Origin of the sequence: Dactylosporangium vinaceum (genome assembly GCF_019904175.1) — a bacterium.
Taxonomy (GTDB): Bacteria; Actinomycetota; Actinomycetes; order Mycobacteriales; family Micromonosporaceae; genus Dactylosporangium; species Dactylosporangium vinaceum.
Genome location: NZ_CP061913.1, coordinates 419,227 through 438,103 on the forward strand (window position 1 = coordinate 419,227; position 18,877 = coordinate 438,103).

Annotated in this window: 15 protein-coding genes; 11 read left to right on the top strand and 4 right to left on the bottom strand. The window is 70.6% G+C overall.

What is annotated here, in order from left to right:
- Positions 1-106 precede the first annotated feature (106 nt).
- A complete protein-coding gene (locus Dvina_RS01985; protein WP_223100659.1) occupies positions 107-1,630 on the top strand; it encodes a hypothetical protein in 1,524 nt (507 codons plus the stop codon).
- A 57-nt stretch (positions 1,631-1,687) separates the two neighbouring features.
- Here Dvina_RS01985 and Dvina_RS01990 read toward each other — a convergent pair whose 3' ends face one another.
- Positions 1,688-2,566 (bottom strand): TetR/AcrR family transcriptional regulator, encoded by an 879-nt coding sequence (locus Dvina_RS01990; protein WP_223100660.1) that lies wholly within the window; start codon positions 2,564-2,566, stop codon positions 1,688-1,690.
- A gap of 92 nt (positions 2,567-2,658) precedes the next feature.
- Here Dvina_RS01990 and Dvina_RS01995 point away from each other — a divergent pair, with 92 nt between their 5' ends.
- Positions 2,659-3,813 carry a YceI family protein gene (locus Dvina_RS01995; protein WP_223100661.1) on the top strand — a complete coding sequence of 385 codons (1,155 nt, stop codon included), beginning with the start codon at positions 2,659-2,661 and terminating at the stop codon, positions 3,811-3,813.
- Here the strand turns inward: Dvina_RS01995 and Dvina_RS02000 are convergent.
- On the bottom strand, positions 3,810-4,325 hold the full coding sequence (locus tag Dvina_RS02000; RefSeq protein ID WP_223100662.1) for a tetratricopeptide repeat protein: 516 nt from the start codon (positions 4,323-4,325) through the stop codon (positions 3,810-3,812). The genes Dvina_RS01995 and Dvina_RS02000 overlap by 4 nt on opposite strands.
- A gap of 17 nt (positions 4,326-4,342) precedes the next feature.
- On the opposite strand from Dvina_RS02000, the gene Dvina_RS02005 reads away from it, so the two are divergent.
- On the top strand, positions 4,343-4,537 hold the full coding sequence (locus Dvina_RS02005; RefSeq protein WP_223100663.1) for a hypothetical protein: 195 nt from the start codon (positions 4,343-4,345) through the stop codon (positions 4,535-4,537).
- A 93-nt stretch (positions 4,538-4,630) separates the two neighbouring features.
- Complete coding sequence (locus Dvina_RS02010; RefSeq protein WP_223100664.1) at positions 4,631-5,605, top strand: SMP-30/gluconolactonase/LRE family protein; 975 nt, start codon at positions 4,631-4,633, stop codon at positions 5,603-5,605.
- Between the two features lie 40 nt (positions 5,606-5,645).
- On the opposite strand, the gene Dvina_RS02015 is transcribed toward Dvina_RS02010, so the two are convergent.
- Positions 5,646-6,353, bottom strand: a complete 708-nt coding sequence (locus Dvina_RS02015) for a Crp/Fnr family transcriptional regulator (protein ID WP_223100665.1) — start codon at positions 6,351-6,353, stop codon at positions 5,646-5,648.
- A 65-nt stretch (positions 6,354-6,418) separates the two neighbouring features.
- Positions 6,419-6,949: a Pycsar system effector family protein gene (locus Dvina_RS02020; RefSeq protein ID WP_223100666.1), complete on the bottom strand. Its 531-nt coding sequence runs from the start codon at positions 6,947-6,949 to the stop codon at positions 6,419-6,421.
- Positions 6,950-7,114: 165 nt separating this feature from the next.
- On the opposite strand from Dvina_RS02020, the gene Dvina_RS02025 reads away from it, so the two are divergent.
- From Dvina_RS02025 to Dvina_RS02055, 7 genes are all read left to right on the top strand, one after another.
- On the top strand, positions 7,115-7,885 hold the full coding sequence (locus Dvina_RS02025) for a hypothetical protein (RefSeq protein WP_223100667.1): 771 nt from the start codon (positions 7,115-7,117) through the stop codon (positions 7,883-7,885).
- Complete coding sequence (locus tag Dvina_RS02030; RefSeq protein WP_223100668.1) at positions 7,882-9,984, top strand: hypothetical protein; 2,103 nt, start codon at positions 7,882-7,884, stop codon at positions 9,982-9,984. The genes Dvina_RS02025 and Dvina_RS02030 overlap by 4 nt, the downstream gene beginning before the upstream one ends.
- Positions 9,981-10,787 (top strand): hypothetical protein, encoded by an 807-nt coding sequence (locus Dvina_RS02035; RefSeq protein WP_223100669.1) that lies wholly within the window; start codon positions 9,981-9,983, stop codon positions 10,785-10,787. Before Dvina_RS02030 ends, Dvina_RS02035 begins: the two co-directional genes overlap by 4 nt.
- A 125-nt stretch (positions 10,788-10,912) precedes the next feature.
- Positions 10,913-11,704, top strand: a complete 792-nt coding sequence (locus Dvina_RS02040) for a hypothetical protein (RefSeq protein ID WP_223100670.1) — start codon at positions 10,913-10,915, stop codon at positions 11,702-11,704.
- A gap of 38 nt (positions 11,705-11,742) precedes the next feature.
- Complete coding sequence (locus Dvina_RS02045; RefSeq protein WP_223100671.1) at positions 11,743-13,152, top strand: hypothetical protein; 1,410 nt, start codon at positions 11,743-11,745, stop codon at positions 13,150-13,152.
- Positions 13,153-13,717: 565 nt separating this feature from the next.
- Positions 13,718-18,187, top strand: coding sequence for a coiled-coil domain-containing protein (locus Dvina_RS02050; RefSeq protein WP_223100672.1), 4,470 nt, complete (start codon positions 13,718-13,720; stop codon positions 18,185-18,187).
- Complete coding sequence (locus Dvina_RS02055) at positions 18,184-18,756, top strand: GNAT family N-acetyltransferase (protein ID WP_223100673.1); 573 nt, start codon at positions 18,184-18,186, stop codon at positions 18,754-18,756. The genes Dvina_RS02050 and Dvina_RS02055 overlap by 4 nt, the downstream gene beginning before the upstream one ends.
- Positions 18,757-18,877: the final 121 nt, after the last annotated feature.

Genomic DNA, 18,877 nt, shown 5'->3' on the forward strand with positions numbered 1-18,877 from the left:
GCTGGCGCAGTTCGGGAGCCCCGCCCGGGAATGTGCTGCTGGAAGGCGGGAGTGGCGCTATGTCGATACCGTGCCGGGGGAGATCACACGGCAGGAGGCTTCCCCGGTGTCGGACAGCGCGTTTCAGGACTGGCTCGTCAGTGACAGCTGGCAGGACTACAGGCAGCAGCGGGCGATCCGGGAGATCGAGTCCTCCCTCGACGGGCAGCGCGCCGAGAGCCGGGCGCTGCGCTCGCAGCTCTCCCGGCTGCAAGGGTCGCTGGAGCAGCGCCTCAGCCGGCTGATCAGGTCCTTCGACGCGTTCGTCGAGCTGAGCGACAGGCGCGCCGAGCTGGCGGGGTTCGACGAGGCGGCGCGGGTGCGGTACAGGATGCGGCAGGTTCTGGCGTTTCGGGCCGGTGCCGCTCCCGCCCTTCCGGCCACGCTCGAGGACGTCGACGGATACTGGCTGGCACCGGCCGCCGCGGCTGTCGCCGCCATCACGCGGGGTGACGATCCGGCCGCCGAGCTGGCGCGCGCGGCGGAGCGGGACCACCGGCGCACGGCGCTGCTCCTGGTCATGTCGGGTGCCGACGTGGACGTACGGTGGGTGAGCGCGGCGTTCTCCGAACTGCTCGCCGACACCCAGGTCACCGTGGCCGAGCGCGCCCTCTGGGTGGCGGCCGCGGACGGTCACCTCGGCGACGCGGCCCTCGAGGTCGTGACCGCGCGGCTGCGGGCGCTTGTCGCCGGCCTGGGCGACGAGCGGCGGGCGGATCTCGACAGGTGGATCACGGAGCGTGTCCACGCTCAGCCGGTGACGCGCCTGACGTCGTCGGCCGACCGCCGGGCCGTCGTCGCGCTGACTGCCGCTTCCCGGCTCGCCGCCCTGCGGGACTGGGCGCGGGAACCCGCGAGCCCGGCCGCCGACAGCCAGTCGCTCGCGGCGTTGGAGGCGCTGCTGCCCGGGCTGGTGGACGAGGGCAGCGACGAGGAAGCGGCGACGCTGCACCGGATCAAGGAGCTCCGCGCGGTGATCGACGACCGGGAGATCGCGCCCGCCGCACGCTGGAGCGACCCGGTCGAGCTGCCGCTGACGCTGCTGGTGGCCGACGCGTTCGGGGAGGCCCCGGGGCCGCGGGTGCTGGCCCGGCGGGTGCTGCGGGACCGTGTGCTCGCGGTCGGGGAGGCCCTGCGCGCCGAGACCGACGTGCCCGACCCGCAGGAGCAGTCCGTGGCCGTGGAAGGGCAGACGGTCCGGGTCCGCACGAACGGCGCGGCCCCCGCCGACCTCGACGCACTGCACAGGGCGATCGAGGCGCGCTACCCCCTCGGGCCGTCGAAGGTGTGGCAGCGGTACGCCTGGTTCGGCGCCGCGGCCCTGCTGCTCCTCGGCGCGCTCGCGGTGCCCCTCGGATTCGCCGTCATCATGATCATTGCTGCGGTGGTACTCGCATTCGTCGGCGTTCGCCGCATCTTCGCCGACCGCATGGAGGCCAACGGGCGCAACGTGAGCATCAGCGCCGCCCGGGAGCGGGCCGACAAGACGGTTGAGCAGGAGCGCAAGTCCCTCGTCGAGCTGTGCCGCCGCCTCGACGAAGCCCGCCGGCAGGCGCCCGAGGACCTGGCCGCCCTCCGCACGGCCTTGTAGTTCGAGGGTGCCGCCGGTGCTTCACGGACCGACGTGCCACCTCGAGCACCATCTCCGTCAGCGGCCGGGCCGGTTCGAGCGCTTGTCGCCCGCCGCCGGTGGCGCCTCGGCCCACGCATCGAGCGCCTCGTGCACCGCCGCCGTTCGCCGCTCGTCCGAATCGGCGTCGGGGTCCGGTTCGAGGAGGGCCATGGCGGTGTTCGCCATCGCCAGGGCCGGCAGTGACCACGGCTCGGGGCCGGCGGCGCCCGGCGGGCAGGCGATGATCTCCCGGGTGGCCACGTCCGGCGTCGACAGCGCGGCCAGGACCAGGCCGCGCATGGAGGCGCTGAGCAGGGTGGCGAGGGTGTCGAAGCCGGCGGCGAGCTCCGGGCGCAGCCGATAGCCGATCACGGCGGCGATCTGCTGCCAGGCTCGCGCGATGAGCGCATTGTGACTGCTCTCGGCCTGGTTGAGCGCCGTCTGGACCTGGTCGCGCAGGTCCCCGTCGGCCAGGCCCGAGAACGTCGCGTGCAGCGCGAGGTACGTGCGCCACGCCGGTGAGGCCAGCACGCTGCGGAAGTCGAACAGCGCGAGCCGGCGCACCAGCTCCAGGATCAGGGCGGGCCGCTGCTGCGGACTGTGCAGCCAGTCCTCGTGCTCGTCGATGATCTCCCGGATCAGGGCGACCTCGTCGGCGACGATCCCGGGCGTGGCGGTTCGGGCCAGCTCCTTGATGAGGTCGCTGAAGAACAGGTCGCGGTAGGGCCAGTGCCGGTAGGCGGTGCTGCGGGCCACGTCCGCGTCCCGGATGACGTCCTCGAACCGGATGTGGTCGAGGCTCACCGTCAGCCCCTGCTGGTTGATCATGTCGATCGCGGCGCGCAGCATCCGGTCCCGCGTCTCCTCGTCGGACAGCCGGCGCTGGCGGCGGCCGAGACCGGGCTCGTTGCGCATGCCAGCAATCTAACATCGGGACTTTGGACTCTGTATCCCAAGTCTCAACCGCCGCATCCTCATCACCAGACGACGATGCAGAGGAGCGGGCGATGGCACGGTGGCCGTACAACCACGAAGACCTGCGGGCCATGTACGCGGGAGGGCGGGGCAATACGACGGCCCGCCGCTGGGCCCGCTTCTGGGCCGCCGTGCACGGCACCGGCGCGTTCCCGCGGCGCTGGGTGACGCTCGAGGTGCCGGGCCGCCGCTCGGGCCGGACCACCCGCTTCCCGCTCGGCCTGGCCGACTGGCAGGGCGGCTGGTACCTCGTCTCGATGCTCGGCGACGACTGCAACTGGGTCCGCAACGTGCGCGCCGCCGACGGCCGCGCCACGCTCCGCCACGGCCGCGCCCGACCGGCTCACCTCGTCGAGGTGCCGGTGGACGAGCGAGCTGCGATCATCCGGCGGTACCTGCAGAAGGTCCCCGGTGCCCGGCCGCACATCCCCGTGCACCGCACGGCGCCCCTGGCCGAGTTCGAGGCAGTCGCCGCCCGGTATCCGGTGTTCCGCGTCGACTACGCTCCCGCACCGGCTCGCCGCCGCCGTCGTTGGCTGCGCTTGTCGCTCGCCGCGATCGTGGCGCTCGTCGTGCTGCTGGCCGGGGCGGTCGTCGCGGCCGTGAAGCTGCAGCCGGTACCGTCGCCGCTCGCATTGCCGGCGACCGCCGCGGCACCGGCAGGCACCCTTGACGGTGCGTATCAGCCGGCGCCCGGCTCGCTGGCCGGCTTCCGGATCCAGCAGACGGTGCTCGGCCTGACGAGCGACGTGGTCGGCCGTACCGCCGACATCGGCGGCGCCGCGACCATCACCGCCGGCCGGGTCACCGACGCGACGCTGCGGATCGGGCTGCTCGCGCTCACGTCGGGCAACGGCAAGCGCGCGCCGCAGTTCGACATCAGCCTGGACACCGCGCACTACCCGGACGCGACGGTGACGCTCACGCAGCCGGCGCCGCTCGATGCGTCACTGTCCTCCGGCGCCGCACTGCCCGTGACCGGATCGCTCACCCTGCACGGCATCACCCGGCCGGTGACAGTGACCCTGTCCGTCCGCCGGGACGGCGCCGGCCTCGATGTGGCCGGATCGATGCCCGTCGCGTTCGCCGACTTCGACCTGGCTTCGCCGCAGGGCTACGGCGCATTCGGGTCGCTCGCCGACCACGGCACCGCCGAGTTCCTGCTGCTGCTGCAGCCTCGCGCTTAGCCCGGCTGCTCGGTCAGCTTCCGGGCATAGTTCGCCATGGAGCGCTGGTACCGCGGTAGATGCGGGGCCAGCGCCGCGACCGCGATCGACACCGCCTCGCGTTCGCGTCCGGCGTCGGTCAGGCACAGGGCGAGCACCGCGCTGACGGCGTCGCCCAGCCCACGGGTCGGCTCGTCAAGCGTCGCCGGGTCGACGGACCGCTCGGCTTCGAGGTGCTTGATTGCCTCGTCGAGCCGGCCGATGTTGCGCAGGGAGCTGGCCATCTGGATGACGGCACGGCGGCGTCGGTAGCCTGGCAACCCCTGGTCCAGAGCCTGGCGGTAGAGCGGCACGGCCCGATCGGAGTGGCCTGTCGAATCCCACGCGCAGGCGCGCTCGAAGGCGACTCTCGGGTCGCCGGCCGGGAGTTCGGCGGCCAGGTCGTCGATGCGGGCCCGGAAGTCAGCCTCGCGACCGTCGTAGTCGCCGATGGCGGCCCAGGCCTCGTCAACCCGCTGCTCCCAGTCGCTCATGTCCCTATGCTTTCACGGTGCCCCCTGCACTGCGCGACGCCGCCGACGGCTCTTCGATCATGAGGCGGGCCGTGCTGCTGGCCGGGTGGGTCGGGGCCGGCCGGCCGGTGACGGCGAAGGGCGTCCTGCGACCGGTCGACGTCGCGGGGGCGCTGGCGGCCATCGGGCGGTTGATGCGGACCGGGTGGCTGAATCGACGCATATCGGTCTAAGGTGTTGACGATCATCTTTCGCAGGCGCACGGGGGTGTCCTGGCGAGGCTGTGCTGTGCGACCCCGTGCGCCCTCTGTGTGAGGAGCGTCAAATTGAAGCAGCGCATGGGGGCGGCCCTGGCCGGGCTGTGCGTCGGGTTGCTGGCGGTGACGCTGGTGGCGCCGGCCGCTTCGGCATCGCGACCCGCGACGCTTACCGTTCCGGGTGACGACTACTACCCGGAGAGCATCTCCGCCGCGGCCAACGGCGACCTGTATGTCGGCAGCATCACGACCGGCGCCATCACCCGCTTCCGCGCCGGTTCGTCGGTGGCGGAGCCGTTCGTCGCGGCCGGCGTCAACGTCGGCACCGCGGGCGTGCTCGTCGACGACGCGCGGCGGGTGCTGTGGACCTGCAACATCGACCTGAGCTTCCAGCAGCCGACGTCGCTGCGGGCGTTCTCGCTGCGGACGGGTACGCCCGTCGCCGACTACGTACTGCCCGACGGCGGCGTATGCGCCGACATCACAAACGTACGCGGCGCCCTCTTCATCACCGACACCACCAACCCGACCGCCTCACCGCAGGCGCCGGGCCGCATCCTCAAGCTCACGACGCCCAACCCGGTGAGCGCGGCCGGCGGCACGCTCAGCGTCTGGTCGGCCGACCCGGCCTTCACCGCGGGCCCGGGGCTGCAGATCAACGGGATCGCCTTCGACGGCTTCGGCACGCTGTACACCACGAACTACGGCTCCGGTCAGCTGATCCGGGTCCGCATCGCCCCGGACGGCAGCGCCCAGCCGGCCGAGCTCATCGCGACGCCGCGGCCGCTCGTCAACCCCGACGGGATCCGCATGCTGAGCCCGACCCGGCTGCTGATCACGGAGAACCCGGGGCGGGTGAGCTACGTCGACGTACGGACCGGCGCGGTGGTCCTGATCAGCGACGCCGTCGACCAGCCGACCTCGGTGGTGCGGGTCGGCCGCGACCTCTGGGTCGCCGAGGGCCAGGTCCTGCGCCTCCAGGCCGGCGAGGCTCCGCACCTGCCGTTCACGGTACGTCGCGTGCCGCTCCCGGCCGGTCTCTGAGCAGTCTTCGCGGGTGGGCGATCATCGGTCGTCCACCCGCTCACATGTCACCGCGTAGTTCGGCCGCGTCCCGCAGCGCGGCGAGGTCGGCCACCGTCACCGAGCGATAGCCGGTGACGATAAGTCCATCCCGCCGGAAGTCCCTCAGCGCCTTCTGCACCGTCACCTGAGCGGCGCCGCACAAGCTCGCAAGTTCCAGCTGGGTCAGCTCGAATCCGATCTCGATGCCGGTCGGCGTCCACCGCCCGTACGCGAGCGCCATCTTCACCAGGACGCGCGCGACGCGGACCTTTGCGGAGTATGCGGTGAACTCCACCCGGAACTGGTTCGCCCAGCGCAGGCGATCGGCGACCATGCCGGCCAGTGCGAGCGCCGCACTGGGCTGTCGCTCGAGAAACGTCTGCAGCTGCCGGCGATGGATCACGCTGTACACCGATTCAGTGCACGCCGCGACGGTCGCGGAGCGTGGAAGATCGTTGAGGGCGGACATCTCCCCGACAAGATCCCCACCGACCCGGATCGCCAGAAGTGACTCCGATCCATCGCTCGTCAGGGCGGTGACCTTGAAGACCCCGCCCTGCAACAGCACGACGTACCGGTCGAGCGCGCCCTGATGTATCAGGATGTCGCCCGGCTCGGCGCGGCGGCGCGGGGCGATCGCCTGGAGGTCGTCGCACGCCTGAATGGTGAGTCGGTGCAAATAGGTCCCGGGCGGCCACTTGACCGCGTCGGTGTTCGCGAGGCCCATCGCCAATTACCCTTCGCCTCTTAGGGATACACACTCTGCCATATAGTGGTGGCTCGCTGTAGCGCTTACCGCGCGGCCAAGACGAGCCCGAGGCCGAGCCAGGTGATCGAGCTCGCCACGGTGACGGCCATCCAGGGCAAACACGCTTGGATTGCCCGGAACTTCTGCATCGCGATATCCGCCAGGGTCGCCGCGGCCGCCCAGGCCTCGTCGCGCTGCTGCTCAACCGACGTGACTGCGGCGGGTCGGCGGAAGGTCCCGAGATCCGGCAGCGCGAAGCGGTTGCCGGGCACACCTCCCGGCTCGCCCAGGCGTGGCGCGAGACAGCGGCCAAGATGCCAGATCGCGACAGCCGCACTGGTGGCGATCGTCGACCCGAGAGCGACCAAGCTGACGGTCGCCGCGACGCCGGACCCGGGTGCGGAGGAGGTGGCACCGGGCTGATCGGCGATCATGGCAACGATGCCGGCCAGGCTCGTGAGCAGCAGCGCCGCTTTGGTGTCGGCGTGTTGGATGGACGCCTGCGTCGACGCCCCTACCGCCAGGGCGAGCCGTAGATCTTCCAGAGGATCCAGGCACTCCGGTGTTTCGCTCATGAAAGCCATTGCAGCCGGCACCGATCGGAGCGATTGCCTCGGAAGATCGGTTGACCGCCTTCGGCCATGCCGTATTTCGACGGAATCTCCACCGACATTCATCGATATACAAGACGGGTCGCCGACGCTCATCGCGTGGCGGCCCGCGGGTCCAAGGAGGCGGCAATGCCCGAACCAGTTCATCCCCGACGTCGCATCGTTGTCGCCCTCGACATCGAGCGTTACAGCCCTCGGGACAACGTCCGGCAGTATCAGGCGCAACAGTCGTTCCGAGACGCCCTGCACGAGGCGGTCGAGAGTGTAGGACTCGACCGTCGCAGCTGGACCACCCAGCAGTCAGGCGATGGCGAGCTGGCGATTCTGCCGGCCGAAACCTCGGAACTGACAGTCGTGGCGGACTTCGTTCCGGCGCTGGATCGGATCCTGTGCGAGCACAATCGCAGCCTCCTGCCCGAGGCCAAGGTGCGGCTCCGGGTCGCGATCCATCAGGGCCTGGTCCATCTCACCGGCGCAAACGGGTATCCGGGCGAGGCCATTGTCGAGGTCTGCCGGCTGCTCGATGCCGAACCGCTCCGGCACGCCCTGACGGTATTTCCCCGCGCGTCCGTTGCGCTCATCGTGTCGCGCAGCATCTTCCAGGACGTCGTCCGGCACGGGTATCGCGGGCTGAGCCCCGAGCGTTTCGCTCAGGTTCACGTGGCGGTGAAGCAGCTGACGGCTGACGCCTGGATCTATGTGCCGGGCGAGGACGCGGGCGCAGTGCAGTGGCCGCGGCCGGCCGCGGCTCCGTCGGCTCCACCGGTTGAGCAACCGAGCTCGGACGCTGCCTCGTACCAGATCAGCGGTGTGACAACGCACGGCCCGGCGGTGTTCGGCTCCGGTGGCACGGCAATCGGTACGGTCAACGGATCGTGGGATGGAAGGTCCGGCCGGTGACCGCCATCAAGGAGCCGGGGCCGAAGGCGGAAGCGCCGGAGCAGGACGACGGCACCGCCGACGACGCGCGTTCTCTCTCGCCGCAGACAATCCGGTCCTACGGCATCTCCGACTCGGAGTTCCTCGGACCATCGGCCTTCGGCCCGAACTCGACGTCGATCGGCGCGATCCTGAATGTCGGCCGTGATCGGGAGAAGCGGCGGTCGGTGAACCGACCCCTGGACGGCGGACTGGTGCTCGAGCGCATGCACACCTATGCCGAGACCGCGACACCGGACCGTCTGGTCGGGCGGCTCAACCATCGGTCGGTCGCCTACCTCAGCGGCCCACCGGGCAGCGGGCGATTCACCGCCGCGCTCGTTGGGCTGGCTCGCCGCCACCCCGCGAACCAGATCACCCAGGTGTACCTCGTCGGCGACGATCCTCTCCATACGTACTACTCGGACCCAGAGCTACTGCGATCCGGATACGGACACATCGTGGAGCTCGCCCCGGCCGTCAAGCCGGACTTCTCGGAACTGGCCCAGCTGTCGGCGCTTGCCCAGGCCGCCCGAGCATCGATCGTGTTCGTGAGTGCCGACACCGGGCACGGACTCGTCGACTATCGCGTCGAGCATGAGAGCCCCGAACCCGGTGCCGTCTTCCTGGCGTGGCTGGAGCGGCGCCTCCGCGACCGCGGCCACTGCATCGATGCCTGCCTGCCGTGCGACGGCGAATGTGTGCGCCGATATGTCGAGTACTGTCGCGCTGAGTATCTGCGTCTTCTGTCGGTGACCACGATGACCGACGCAGTCCGCTTTGCGGCAGACTTCGCGGAGCGCCGGCCGGACCCCGGCAACGCGGCGGACCTGCTGGCCGACAGCGCTTCGGTGCGAAACAGGGCAATCGAACTGTTCAAAACGGCTCAGCCACCAGACGAAGCGAGCCGAGACCGGCACCGGCTCCGGCGAGCCGCACAGCACAGGCGCGCCGCCCGCCTGGCTTTCGCCGTGTTCGACGGCTACCCGTTGACACGAGTCTTTGCCGCGACGAGTGCATTGATGCGGCGGCTTGATGACGCGGCCGGTCGAGCCGCGAGCGACCGCACAGTGCTCGAGCACAACCTCGATGACCTGCTCGACGAGATCCGCTCGGATGCGCAGCCCGACGGCGTGGTCGGCGCCGCCCGGATCGCGCGGCTCCGGCAGCCGCGGTTGGTGCGTGGGCTGCTCGACGTTGCCTGGCACGAGTACGACACGGCTCGCCAGCCGTTGCTGCGATGGCTCGACGACCTGACCGAGACCGGCGATGTCCGTCCGGTTGCGGCGGCGGCTGGACTGCTCTGCGAATACGATTTCAAGCAGGTCCATCACGACCTCTTGGACAAGTGGGCGGTGAGCCCACAGCCGTCCCGCCGTCAAGCGGCCGCGCTCGCCTGCGAGTTGGCAGTACGCAATCCGGCTCTGACGTCCCGGGTGCTCGAATGCGTCGCGGGATGGGTGCAGCATCCCGGATACCGGCGAGATACGGCTGTTCGGACGTACGCCACCAACACCTTCAGGCGCGGCTACGCACTCGAGGCGCTGGCGGTGCTGGAGGTGGCGGCGCATGACGCGATGCAGAACGGAAGCAATGCGATACCCGTCGGCATCCGCGGAATCTATGACACGCACCCGGCTGAGGTCGTGAAACGGCTCGTCGACTGGGCGGATTCCGAGATTCCCAATCTTCGGAACATGGCCAGCCGCTGCCTGATACGCCTGGCCGCCGCGGACTCCGATGCCGTCGGAGCCTCGTCGACACGAGCGTGGCCAATGCTGCTGCACCAGACGGTGAACGGCGACGTGGCCGCCGCCGACCACGCCCGCCTCTGGCCCAATGCGCTGCTGCACCCGAAGACCGCCCGCCAAGCGTGGCCCGCCGTGGAGCGTTGGATCCGGCTGTCGGCCGACGATGCCCAGCTGCGAGACGTGTTCCGCCTGGTGTTCGGCCCGATCTTCCGCGAGGGTCCGATCAATCGCCGCGCCGACTTCTACCTGCGGTGCTTCTGGCGGCGCAGCATGCCTGACTCCCCGATCCTCGACACCGTCGCCGAGATGTTGCAAGGAGCGTCGCGATGACCACCGACTTCTACACGGCCGATCCAATGGCGACACGATCGCGAGGGCAGGGGTTCCGCGAATTCTTCGCCACGCTGCTGCGGCCTCCCGCGGTCCAGCAACCGGAACTCGAGTTCGAGCTGACCGAGGTACGGACGGATGCGCCGATCGCCCTGGCGGCGAAGGGCGAGGCGTTCGACTTCTACGTCCGCCCCACCTTCACCTGGCGGGCCGAGGACATGGTCCGGACCCGCTTCGAGGAGCTCGTCGATGCGTACACGCCCGACGCGTTGCAGGCGCTGCGCGATCGAGCCGAGCGGCTCGCCAGGGCCTTCGAGCCCCATCGATCGCAGGACCTCGAACACGAGATCAACAGGCTCCTGGCGGCCCGAAACTGGGCTCTGGGCCCGAAGCACGAGCGGATCACCTGTCAGCCGGAGGTCTTCGTGCTGCCGGATCGGCGTGTCCGGGAAGCGATGCAGCCCTACTGGCGCCAACGAATCGAGATGCAGACGGAGCACGAACTGGCAATGCGCCGAGCCGAGCTGACCCGCGAGCGAACACAGGCATGGTCCAGGGCCATGGCGGCGCTGGAGACCGACTCACGCAATCGCCACGCGGCCGCGCTGGTCGGGCACGAGGCGTTCGCCACGGCCTTCACGGCGATGACGCAGGGGCGTAAGGACGAGCTGCTGAAGCTGATCGACCTGCTGGAGAAGGCGGGGCACGGTTTCAACGGGCTCGGCTTGTACGAGTACGCGGAAGGGCTGGATGCGGCGCTCGCGGAGTACCGCAAGCGCGCGGCCATGGACGAGACCGGGTAGCGCTCCGCAGTCACCCGTCCGAGCGGTTTGGGGTTCGTCTGGTGGCCGTCGTCCGTCGCCTGACGGACCTATGTCGTTTGTCCCTTATGTACCGGTCTTTGGAACGGACATGGAGGGATTGGCGTATGAGGCTTCGTCAAGCGTTCACCGCGGCCACCGTCGCCGCCGTCGGGCTCATGCTCGTCGTTGGCACCGGGGCCTACGCGGCGGGGCAGGCGAGTGGGAAGCTGGTTCGGCTGGCGCCCTGCAGCACGGTTCGGCACGGCAATACCGAAGGGATTCTCACCACCTCCAACGGTGAGGCACCCAGCCCGACGAACCCCAACTCGACGGCTGTGCTCACGCTGCAGCGGGAAGGCGTCGACGCGACACTTCCGGACAACAGCGCGAAGGCTCTGTACCTCGAGGAGCCGAGCAGGACCGTCAAGCTCAACCGGATCGGCAAGCTGACGTACCGCACCGTGCAGCTCGCGCAGAGCGGTGTCGCCGTGTGGTCGTACCAGATCCCGATCGACATCAACGGCGGCACGCTGCAGGCCGGCGACTTCACCACGCTGGTGTACGAGCCGTACCAGGACGGGCAGACGATCACGCCCGGTAAGTGGCAGAACTGGGATGCGCTGCGTAAGGGGCAGGCCAAGTGGTGGAGCACCCGGGCGCTCACCAACGTGGCGAACGGGGCAACGCAGACCTTCCCGACCGCCTGGTCGACGATCATCGCTGCCTACCCGGACGCCACCGTGCTCGCGTACGGCCTGGACCTGGGCAAAGGCGCGCCCGGCGCCTCGTCGCGGGTCGACAGTCTGACGTTCGGGGCGGACACCACGTGCGCTCAGCACCGGTGGTCGACGCGCTTCGGGCGCACGTCACACCCGCTTTCGCTGTTCCAGATCTGGCGGAAGTGGTTGCTACGGTAGGGGCTTAGGCATCTCGGCTACGCAGGGGAGGGCAACGGGTGACGGAGCGTCGTCAACCGGAGCTCTCCCCTGTGGCGCACAGCTCGATGCGGGCGCGCTGGCGGGCGCTCATCCTCACCGACCCGGTTGCGCGTCTGGTGCGCAATGCCGTGCACGCGGACATTCACGAAGGCTATGACCTGCGGCAGCTCGCCCTCGCGGCGATCGATCTGGCCGTTGCGTCGCTCGGATTCGCGCGACCGCTCACGCTCGCGGAGCTGATCGAGTCGATCGCCGAGCTGGCCGGGCACATGCGGGCGGCCCCGACCGGCGAGCACGAGGACGCGGCCCGGTGGGTGGTCAAGGGCCTGCTCAACGACGCCGACAACCAGCGGGCGTTCGTCTACTCCTTCAACAACAGCGAGGAGTACGCGTTCAAGCTCCTCCAGCTGCAGGACGGCCCCGACGGGGCTGTGGTCCTCGCGTCGCCACAGGCTGTCATGTTGTACCTCTCGGGCCTCGATCTGGACGTCGACGACGCAGAAGCCGCATTTTCGGTGGTACTGCAGCGCCAGCTGCGAGACCGCCGGTTCGAGGCGGCCGGGCGCACGGCAATGCAGGCCGAGCGCGTATCCGTCGCCATGTCCGCCTCACTCGCCGACATTCTTGACGCGACGAAGCGGGACGTCCGGTCGGTCGACTGGGAAGCCGACGTGCCCCAGCGGCTGGCCCGGGCGCGGGAACACGTCGAGGCGCGGATCGCGGCCGACGCGGATGTGCTCAATCACGTTGCCGCCGGCATCGACACCGAGACCGATCCGGCCGTTCGGCGAGCCTCCGGGGAACTTGTCGACACGCTGCGGAGAATCCGCCAGGTGCACCTCGACCTGGCCGAGCGAGTCGGCGATGCCCGGAGCGTGTTTCTCGAAGCGCAGCTGCTGCAGGTCTTTGCCCGGCGAGTACACCTGCGGCTTTTGCATGTCGAGCAGGAACTGCTCCATCCGGTGCTCCGGCTGCCGCAGGAACCGGCCACCGAAGTGGTCGAGGCGTTCGGCGACCGGGTGGTCGGGATGCAGATTCCGCGGCTGCTGCAGCTCGACAACCTCGTCGATGTGCTGCTCGCGCCGCCGCGATTGAGCGGGGCCGAGGACGAGGAGGCCGAGGAGCCCGGCGAGACCGAGGGCGTCGAGCTGCAGGCGTATCCGCCGGCGGTGGTCGCCGAAGCCAACCGCATTCTGCGCCGCGTGAAGGATCGGCCGGCGTCGCTTTCCGAGCTGCTCGCCGACGCGGGTGACGGGCCGGCCGCAGAGCTGGTGCTGCTGTCGGCGCTGTGGGCTTATGCACCCGATGTCGCCGAGCCCGACGAGGAGCACAGAATCACCATTCAGGCCGAGCGGACCGGGGCGTCGATCGACCACCCGCTGGTGTGGGGAGACAACCTGTTGGTGTCGTACACGGAGGAAGCGTGACCATTTCCATCGAGGACGTTCGCGCCGCGGCGGAGTTGGTGGCGTTGGGGTTGCGGACAAGCGCGCGGCCCACCGACGGGAATCCGTACGGGCGGCTCGTCGAGCGATACCGGACGCAGACGCTCTTCCGCGACACCGTCGACGCGATCGCGGGCGGCCTCGGGCTCACGGTGCTCGGGGCGCCGGCGCGGACCGGGCTGGTGCTCAGCACGCAGCCGGGCAGCGTGTTCGCGGTGCGGATGGGCGACCTGCGCAGCACCGGCATGTCCGCGGACGAGAAGCTCATCTCCGGGCTGATCGTGCTCGGCGTGGCCGCGTACGCATTCCCGCAGGAGGCGGACCTGGACAGCACCGAGGTGAAGACGGTCGAGGTTTCGGCGCTCGACAAGTTCATCCGCGACACGATCGATCGGGTCCAAATGATCCCGGGTGCCGACGACACCGTCGATGGGCAGGCACGGGTCGCGGCCGAGATCTATCGGCGTACCGCGGCATTCCGACCCAAGGACCGGCAGCCCGGACCGGCCAAAGGGTGCACGCAGTTCGCGGTGGCCGAGGTGCTGGGATGGCTCGTCGAACGCGGGGCGGCCCGGCCGATGCCGCAGCTCGGGCCGAGCACATTTCAGCTCACCGACCGGTTCCGGCTGCTTGTCGCCGACGTGGCCGGCGGAGAGGCACTCGAGGCGATGCGGGCGGTGAAACACTGATGGCCGCGCCCGCAAAACTCTGGCGGATCCGGCGCATCTATCTGGACCGGATCGGGTCGCCGGCGGCGCGATTCCGGGAAGTGTGGCTGGATCTGACCGGCCGCGACGGCACACCGCTGGACACGATCCTGTGGATGCGCAACGGCGGCGGCAAGTCGACGCTCATCGCGCTGGTGTGCGCGCTCATTCGGCCCGATCGGCGGGACTTTCTCGCCACCGGCACCACCGGGCGGCACCTCGAGGACGCGATCCTCGGCTCCGACACCGCGCACGTCGTCGTCGAATGGATCGACCCGACCGGCCAGCGGCTCGTCACCGGCGGTGTCTACGAATGGGCCGATCGCGCACAACCTTCGGACCCGAACGCCGCGCACGAGCGGCTCCGGCAGACCTGGTACACCTTCACGCCCGCCGACGGCGTCGAGCTCGAACAACTGCCGTACGGCTCGGCCGAGCTCAAGGACTTCGCGAAAGCGGTCGAGGCGCTGCCGTACAGCTGCGAAATGGTCGTGACGAGCAAACAGGAGCGCTGGGCGCAGGCGCTCCAGGACCGCGGCCTGGACCCGGGACTGTTCACCGCCATCCTCAAAATCAATGCGACGGAGGGCGGTATCGAGCACCATTTCAAGTTCAAGACCGCCGATGAGTTCGTGCAGTATCTGCTCACGCTCGTCACCGAGCCGACGTCGGCCGGCAAGGTCGCCGCGATCCTGCGCACCACGCGTGACCGCCTCGCGCGCCAGCCGCGGCTGCGGGCCGAGGTCGCGTTCTGCGACGAGGCCGCCACGCTGCTCGTGGACGGCGCCGCGGCCCGGGACGCGCTCGTCGACGCCGAGCTCGCCGCGCGGGCCGCTCGCCTGGACGCCGCGGGCCTCGCGGGCGCGCTGAGCGCCGCCGTGCAGGCCGCCGTGACTGTCGCGGAGCGTCAGGACGCCATCGCCGGTGAGGCGTCTGCGGGGGTACTGCGCGCGGCTGCCGAATCGGCCACGCTCGACGCCCACGTGCGGCACTACCGGTGGCGGGCCGCGCAGCTCGTGCACGAACGCGCGGCGGCGGCGGCCCGTGCGGCCGAGTCGCTCGTCGCCGAGCGGCGGCACGCGCACCGGTCATGGCAGCTGGTGCCGACGCTGATCCGGCACGTCGAGCAGGCACAGCGCCTGGAAGTCGCGCGCCGCCGGCAGGAGCAGGCCGAGGCCGGCGCGGCGCCGCTGCGTCGGGAACGGGCGGACGCGGCGGCGGTGTTGCTCGCGGTGTTGCGCAACGCGGCGGACGAGCTCGATGCGCGAATGGACACGTTCGCGCACGAGGCGTCGTCTGCGCGTGAGCGGCAGGTGTCCGCCCGCTCGCTCGCCGACTCGCTGCGCGGGCGGCTCGGGAGCCTGGATGCGCAGCAGCGCACGCTCGAGGCGCAGGTCGGCGCGTTCAACAGTGACCTGGCCGCCGCGGCCGGGCACCTCGGCGACGATGACCTCGATGTCGCGCTGGCCAAGGCGCAGCGGGCCGAAGCGGCGGCCGCGCACACGATCGAACACGAACTGCCCGCCGACGCTGCCCGCTTGGACACCGATCGGCGCGCGTACGAACGCGATCGCGCGGAGGCGCAGACAACGCTCACGGAGCTGCTGCGGGACAAGGCGGTGCTCGACGCCGAGCGCGGCCCGCTCCTGGCCGAGATCGAGGCGCTCGGCACCGATCCCCGGTTGACGGCGCTGGCCGAGCAGGACCGCGTCGACCCGATCGCGTCGCAGCGGTTCCTGACCGACCTGCTGACCGAGGCGGTCATCACCGCCGATCGGCACCGCATCCAGCTCGCCGTCGCGGACGCCGAGGACGATCGGGCGGTGCAGGCCCTGGCCTCGCCGCGCGGCCTGCTGCCGGCGGCCCTGGACCTGGCCCGGGCGGCGGACGTGCTCGCCGCGGCCCGGATTCCGGCGAGCACCGGGTGGCATTTCCTGGCCGACTCGGTGTCGCCCTCCGCCTGGCCGGCCGTGATCGCCGACGCGCCGCACCTCGTGGGCGGGTTGCTGGTGCACGATCCGGACGACCTGGAGCGGGCGCGCACCGAGCTCGTGGCGGCGCAGCTGTTCGCGACTTCGGCCATTCAGGTCGCGACGACCGCCGACCTACGGTCCATTGTGGACGCCGACCCGGGCAAATCGTCCGGGTTCGTGCTGCCGCCGGCCTCCGCGATGTACGACCGGACCGCGGCGGCATCCGAGAGCGACAGGCGCAATCGCGGGCGGGACGAGCGCAACCAGCGCGTGCACGAGCTGCTCGAAATGCGCGACCGCGACATCCGGCTGCGCGGTCAGCTGCTCGATCTCGTCGCGCACTGTCCATCCGGGCACCGCGAGCATCTCGACGCTGCCCATTCGAACATCGAAGAGGCGCTGGCCGCGGTGCAGGAGCGGCTGGCCGGGCTGCAGGAGACCCGGCTGCTGCTCGACGAGCGGGCCGCGCTGCTCGAGCACACCCGCCGTGACCTGGCCGAACGACGCCGTGTGCTCACCATCCGCATCGCCGCGCTGGCCGATCTGACCCGGCGGGCACCTGACGTTGCGCAAATGCGCACCGAGCTGTCCGCGCTGCCCACTCTGCGCGCGCAGCTGCACGCGGAGATGGCCACGGCCGAGGAGGCGGAGCGCACCGCGGCGACCGCGGCGAACCGCCTGGCGGCCGATGCCGAGCGGGCCGGGTCGACTGTGCGCGAGTACAAGATCCGGTGTGAGGAGTTGCAGCGCATCGCCTCCGAGATCGTTGTCACGGCGCGGCCCAACCTGACCGAGGCGACGAACGCGTATCAGGCGGCGCACGACGCGTACGTGCGGCAGACGTCCGGGTCCGCGCTGGAGGCGACGATCGCCGAGATCACGAGCCGGCTGGCCGCACTCGACGAGGAGATCCAGCAGTTCGCGGCGGCCGAGCGCGCGACCGCGCAGACACTGCTCGACGAGTCCGACCCGGCGGCGGTACGGCGGGCGATCGAGCAGGCCGAACACGACTTCCTGACCGCCCAGCGCGACGCCACGCTGGCCGGGGCGGCGCTGTCGAATGCGCACGCGGCGCTGCAGGCCTGTGCACCGTCGACGCTCGATCTGGCGGTCGATGACGACGACGTCGTCCGCCTGGCCGAGCAGGCGCAGCGCGGGCTCGACGAGTCGCGCACGAACGAACAGGCCGCACGCGAGCGGGCGAGCACCGCCGAGGCCGCGGCGGTCACCGCTCGCCGCCGCGCCGACGACTTCCAGCAGCTTGTCACCGACCTCACCGAGGACACCGACGCGATCGCCGGTGCGGCTGACGTCGCCGCGTTCGCCGGCGATGTCGACGCCGCCCGCGAGTCGGCGCGCGCGGCCCGCCGGGCGTTGCAGGCGGCCGACCGCGCGGTCAACGCGGCGCGCAACCGGCTCAACGCCGAGGCGCACCGCATCGACAGGTGGGCGCTCGACGAGCGGTTCGCCACGGTGAGCCCCGAGGTTCGCGACCGGTTCCGCGAGGGCCGCCTCGACTTCGACACGACCGAGCAGCTGGCCGCGCAGCTCCTGACCTACCGCCACGGGCTGGCCGGCGAGCTCGACGCCGTCGAGAAGGACAAGCATCTCGTCGTGACGGCGCTGTGCGCGGAGGTGCGCGAGGGCCTCAAGACCCTGCAACGCGCGCAGCACCATGCGCAGCTGCCGCCGGGCCTGGCCGACCACTTGCGCAACCGCCGCTTCCTGGACGTCGGCCCGCGGTCCAGTGTGGACACCAGTGACGCCACGCTGCGCAGCCGGGTGGAGCGGCTGGTGGACAAGCTGGTCGCCGGCAAGGACCCGATCCCGGACGGCCTCACCCTGGCGTGGGAGGCGATCGCCGCCGTCGTGGGCCGCGGCAATTTCGTCGCCCGTGTGCTCAAGCCCTCCACCGAGCTGACCGATGACCGCCAGCCGGTCGAGCTCATGAGCAAGTGGAGCGGCGGTGAGAAGGTGACAATCGGGCTGCTGCTGTTCTGCATGCTGGCCCGCCTGCGCGCCGCGAACCGGGGCGGTGACGTGCCGGGCCTGGGAGTACTGCCGATGGACAATCCTTTGGGAACGGCGAACTACGTGGCCTTCCTGGATCTGCAGCGAAGAGTCGCCGCCGCCAACGGCATCCAGCTGATCTTCCTGTCGGGCCTGGGCGACATGCGCGCGGTGGGCCGCTTCCCCAACGTCGTACGCATGCGCAACACGCACAACCGCGGCCGCAACTACGCACGTGTGATGGACCGCGAGCTGAACGAGGACCAGATCCTGGAGAGCATCACGACGGCCAGGTTGACCTTTCCGGTACAGGGGACGCTGCTGTGAGGACTGCACGGCTGGAGCTGCGGCGACTGACCGCCGACGACGTGGACAACCTCGTCGAGCTGGACAGTGACCCGGAGGTCATGCGGTACCTCAACGGCGGGCACCCGACGCCGGTTGAGGAGATTCGGGACGTCGCACTGCCCCGCATCCTGGCGTACTACGACCGCGGGCCCGACTACGGGTACTGGGCGGTGCAGGCCGGCGGCGACTTCCTGGGCTGGGCGTTCTTCCGGCCGCACCGGGGCGACGGGCCGCCGGTTTCCGTCGACCGGTCCGGGATCGAGATCGGGTACCGGCTGCGGCGCGCCGCCTGGGGCAAGGGCTACGCGACCGAGGTGTGCCGGATGCTCGTCGCGCGCGGCTTCGACGAGGTCGGCGTGGACCGGGTGTTCGCCGAGACGATGGTCATCAACACGGGGTCGCGGCGGGTGATGGAGAAGTCCGGCCTGCGGCACGTGGCCACGTTCTACCCCGACTGGCCGGACCCGATTCCCGGGGACGAGCACGGCGAGGTGCAGTACGCGCTCACCGCCTCCGAATGGGCGGGCCGGGAGCGGTCAGAATCCTGAGCGCCGCCTGACCGCGGGTGCGCACTTCGCCGGCCACGGCTCGCCACCATTGCCCGGCCGCGCAGCTTCTCGATGATGCGAGGTGCGGCGTGGTCGGCGATGAGGACGTCGACGACGTCGG

What these genes read in the sequence shown, in the direction of transcription:
- Dvina_RS01990 (WP_223100660.1), bottom strand. Translation starts at nt 2,566, where the DNA reads ATGCGCAACGAGCCCGGTCTCGGCCGCCGCCAGCGCCGGCTGTCCGAC.
- Dvina_RS01995 (WP_223100661.1), top strand. Translation starts at nt 2,659, where the DNA reads ATGGCACGGTGGCCGTACAACCACGAAGACCTGCGGGCCATGTACGCG.
- Dvina_RS02000 (WP_223100662.1), bottom strand. Translation starts at nt 4,325, where the DNA reads ATGAGCGACTGGGAGCAGCGGGTTGACGAGGCCTGGGCCGCCATCGGC.
- Dvina_RS02015 (WP_223100665.1), bottom strand. Translation starts at nt 6,353, where the DNA reads ATGGGCCTCGCGAACACCGACGCGGTCAAGTGGCCGCCCGGGACCTAT.
- Dvina_RS02020 (WP_223100666.1), bottom strand. Translation starts at nt 6,949, where the DNA reads ATGAGCGAAACACCGGAGTGCCTGGATCCTCTGGAAGATCTACGGCTC.
- Dvina_RS02025 (WP_223100667.1), top strand. Translation starts at nt 7,115, where the DNA reads ATGCCCGAACCAGTTCATCCCCGACGTCGCATCGTTGTCGCCCTCGAC.
- Dvina_RS02035 (WP_223100669.1), top strand. Translation starts at nt 9,981, where the DNA reads ATGACCACCGACTTCTACACGGCCGATCCAATGGCGACACGATCGCGA.
- Dvina_RS02040 (WP_223100670.1), top strand. Translation starts at nt 10,913, where the DNA reads ATGAGGCTTCGTCAAGCGTTCACCGCGGCCACCGTCGCCGCCGTCGGG.
- Dvina_RS02050 (WP_223100672.1), top strand. Translation starts at nt 13,718, where the DNA reads ATGGCTCGTCGAACGCGGGGCGGCCCGGCCGATGCCGCAGCTCGGGCC.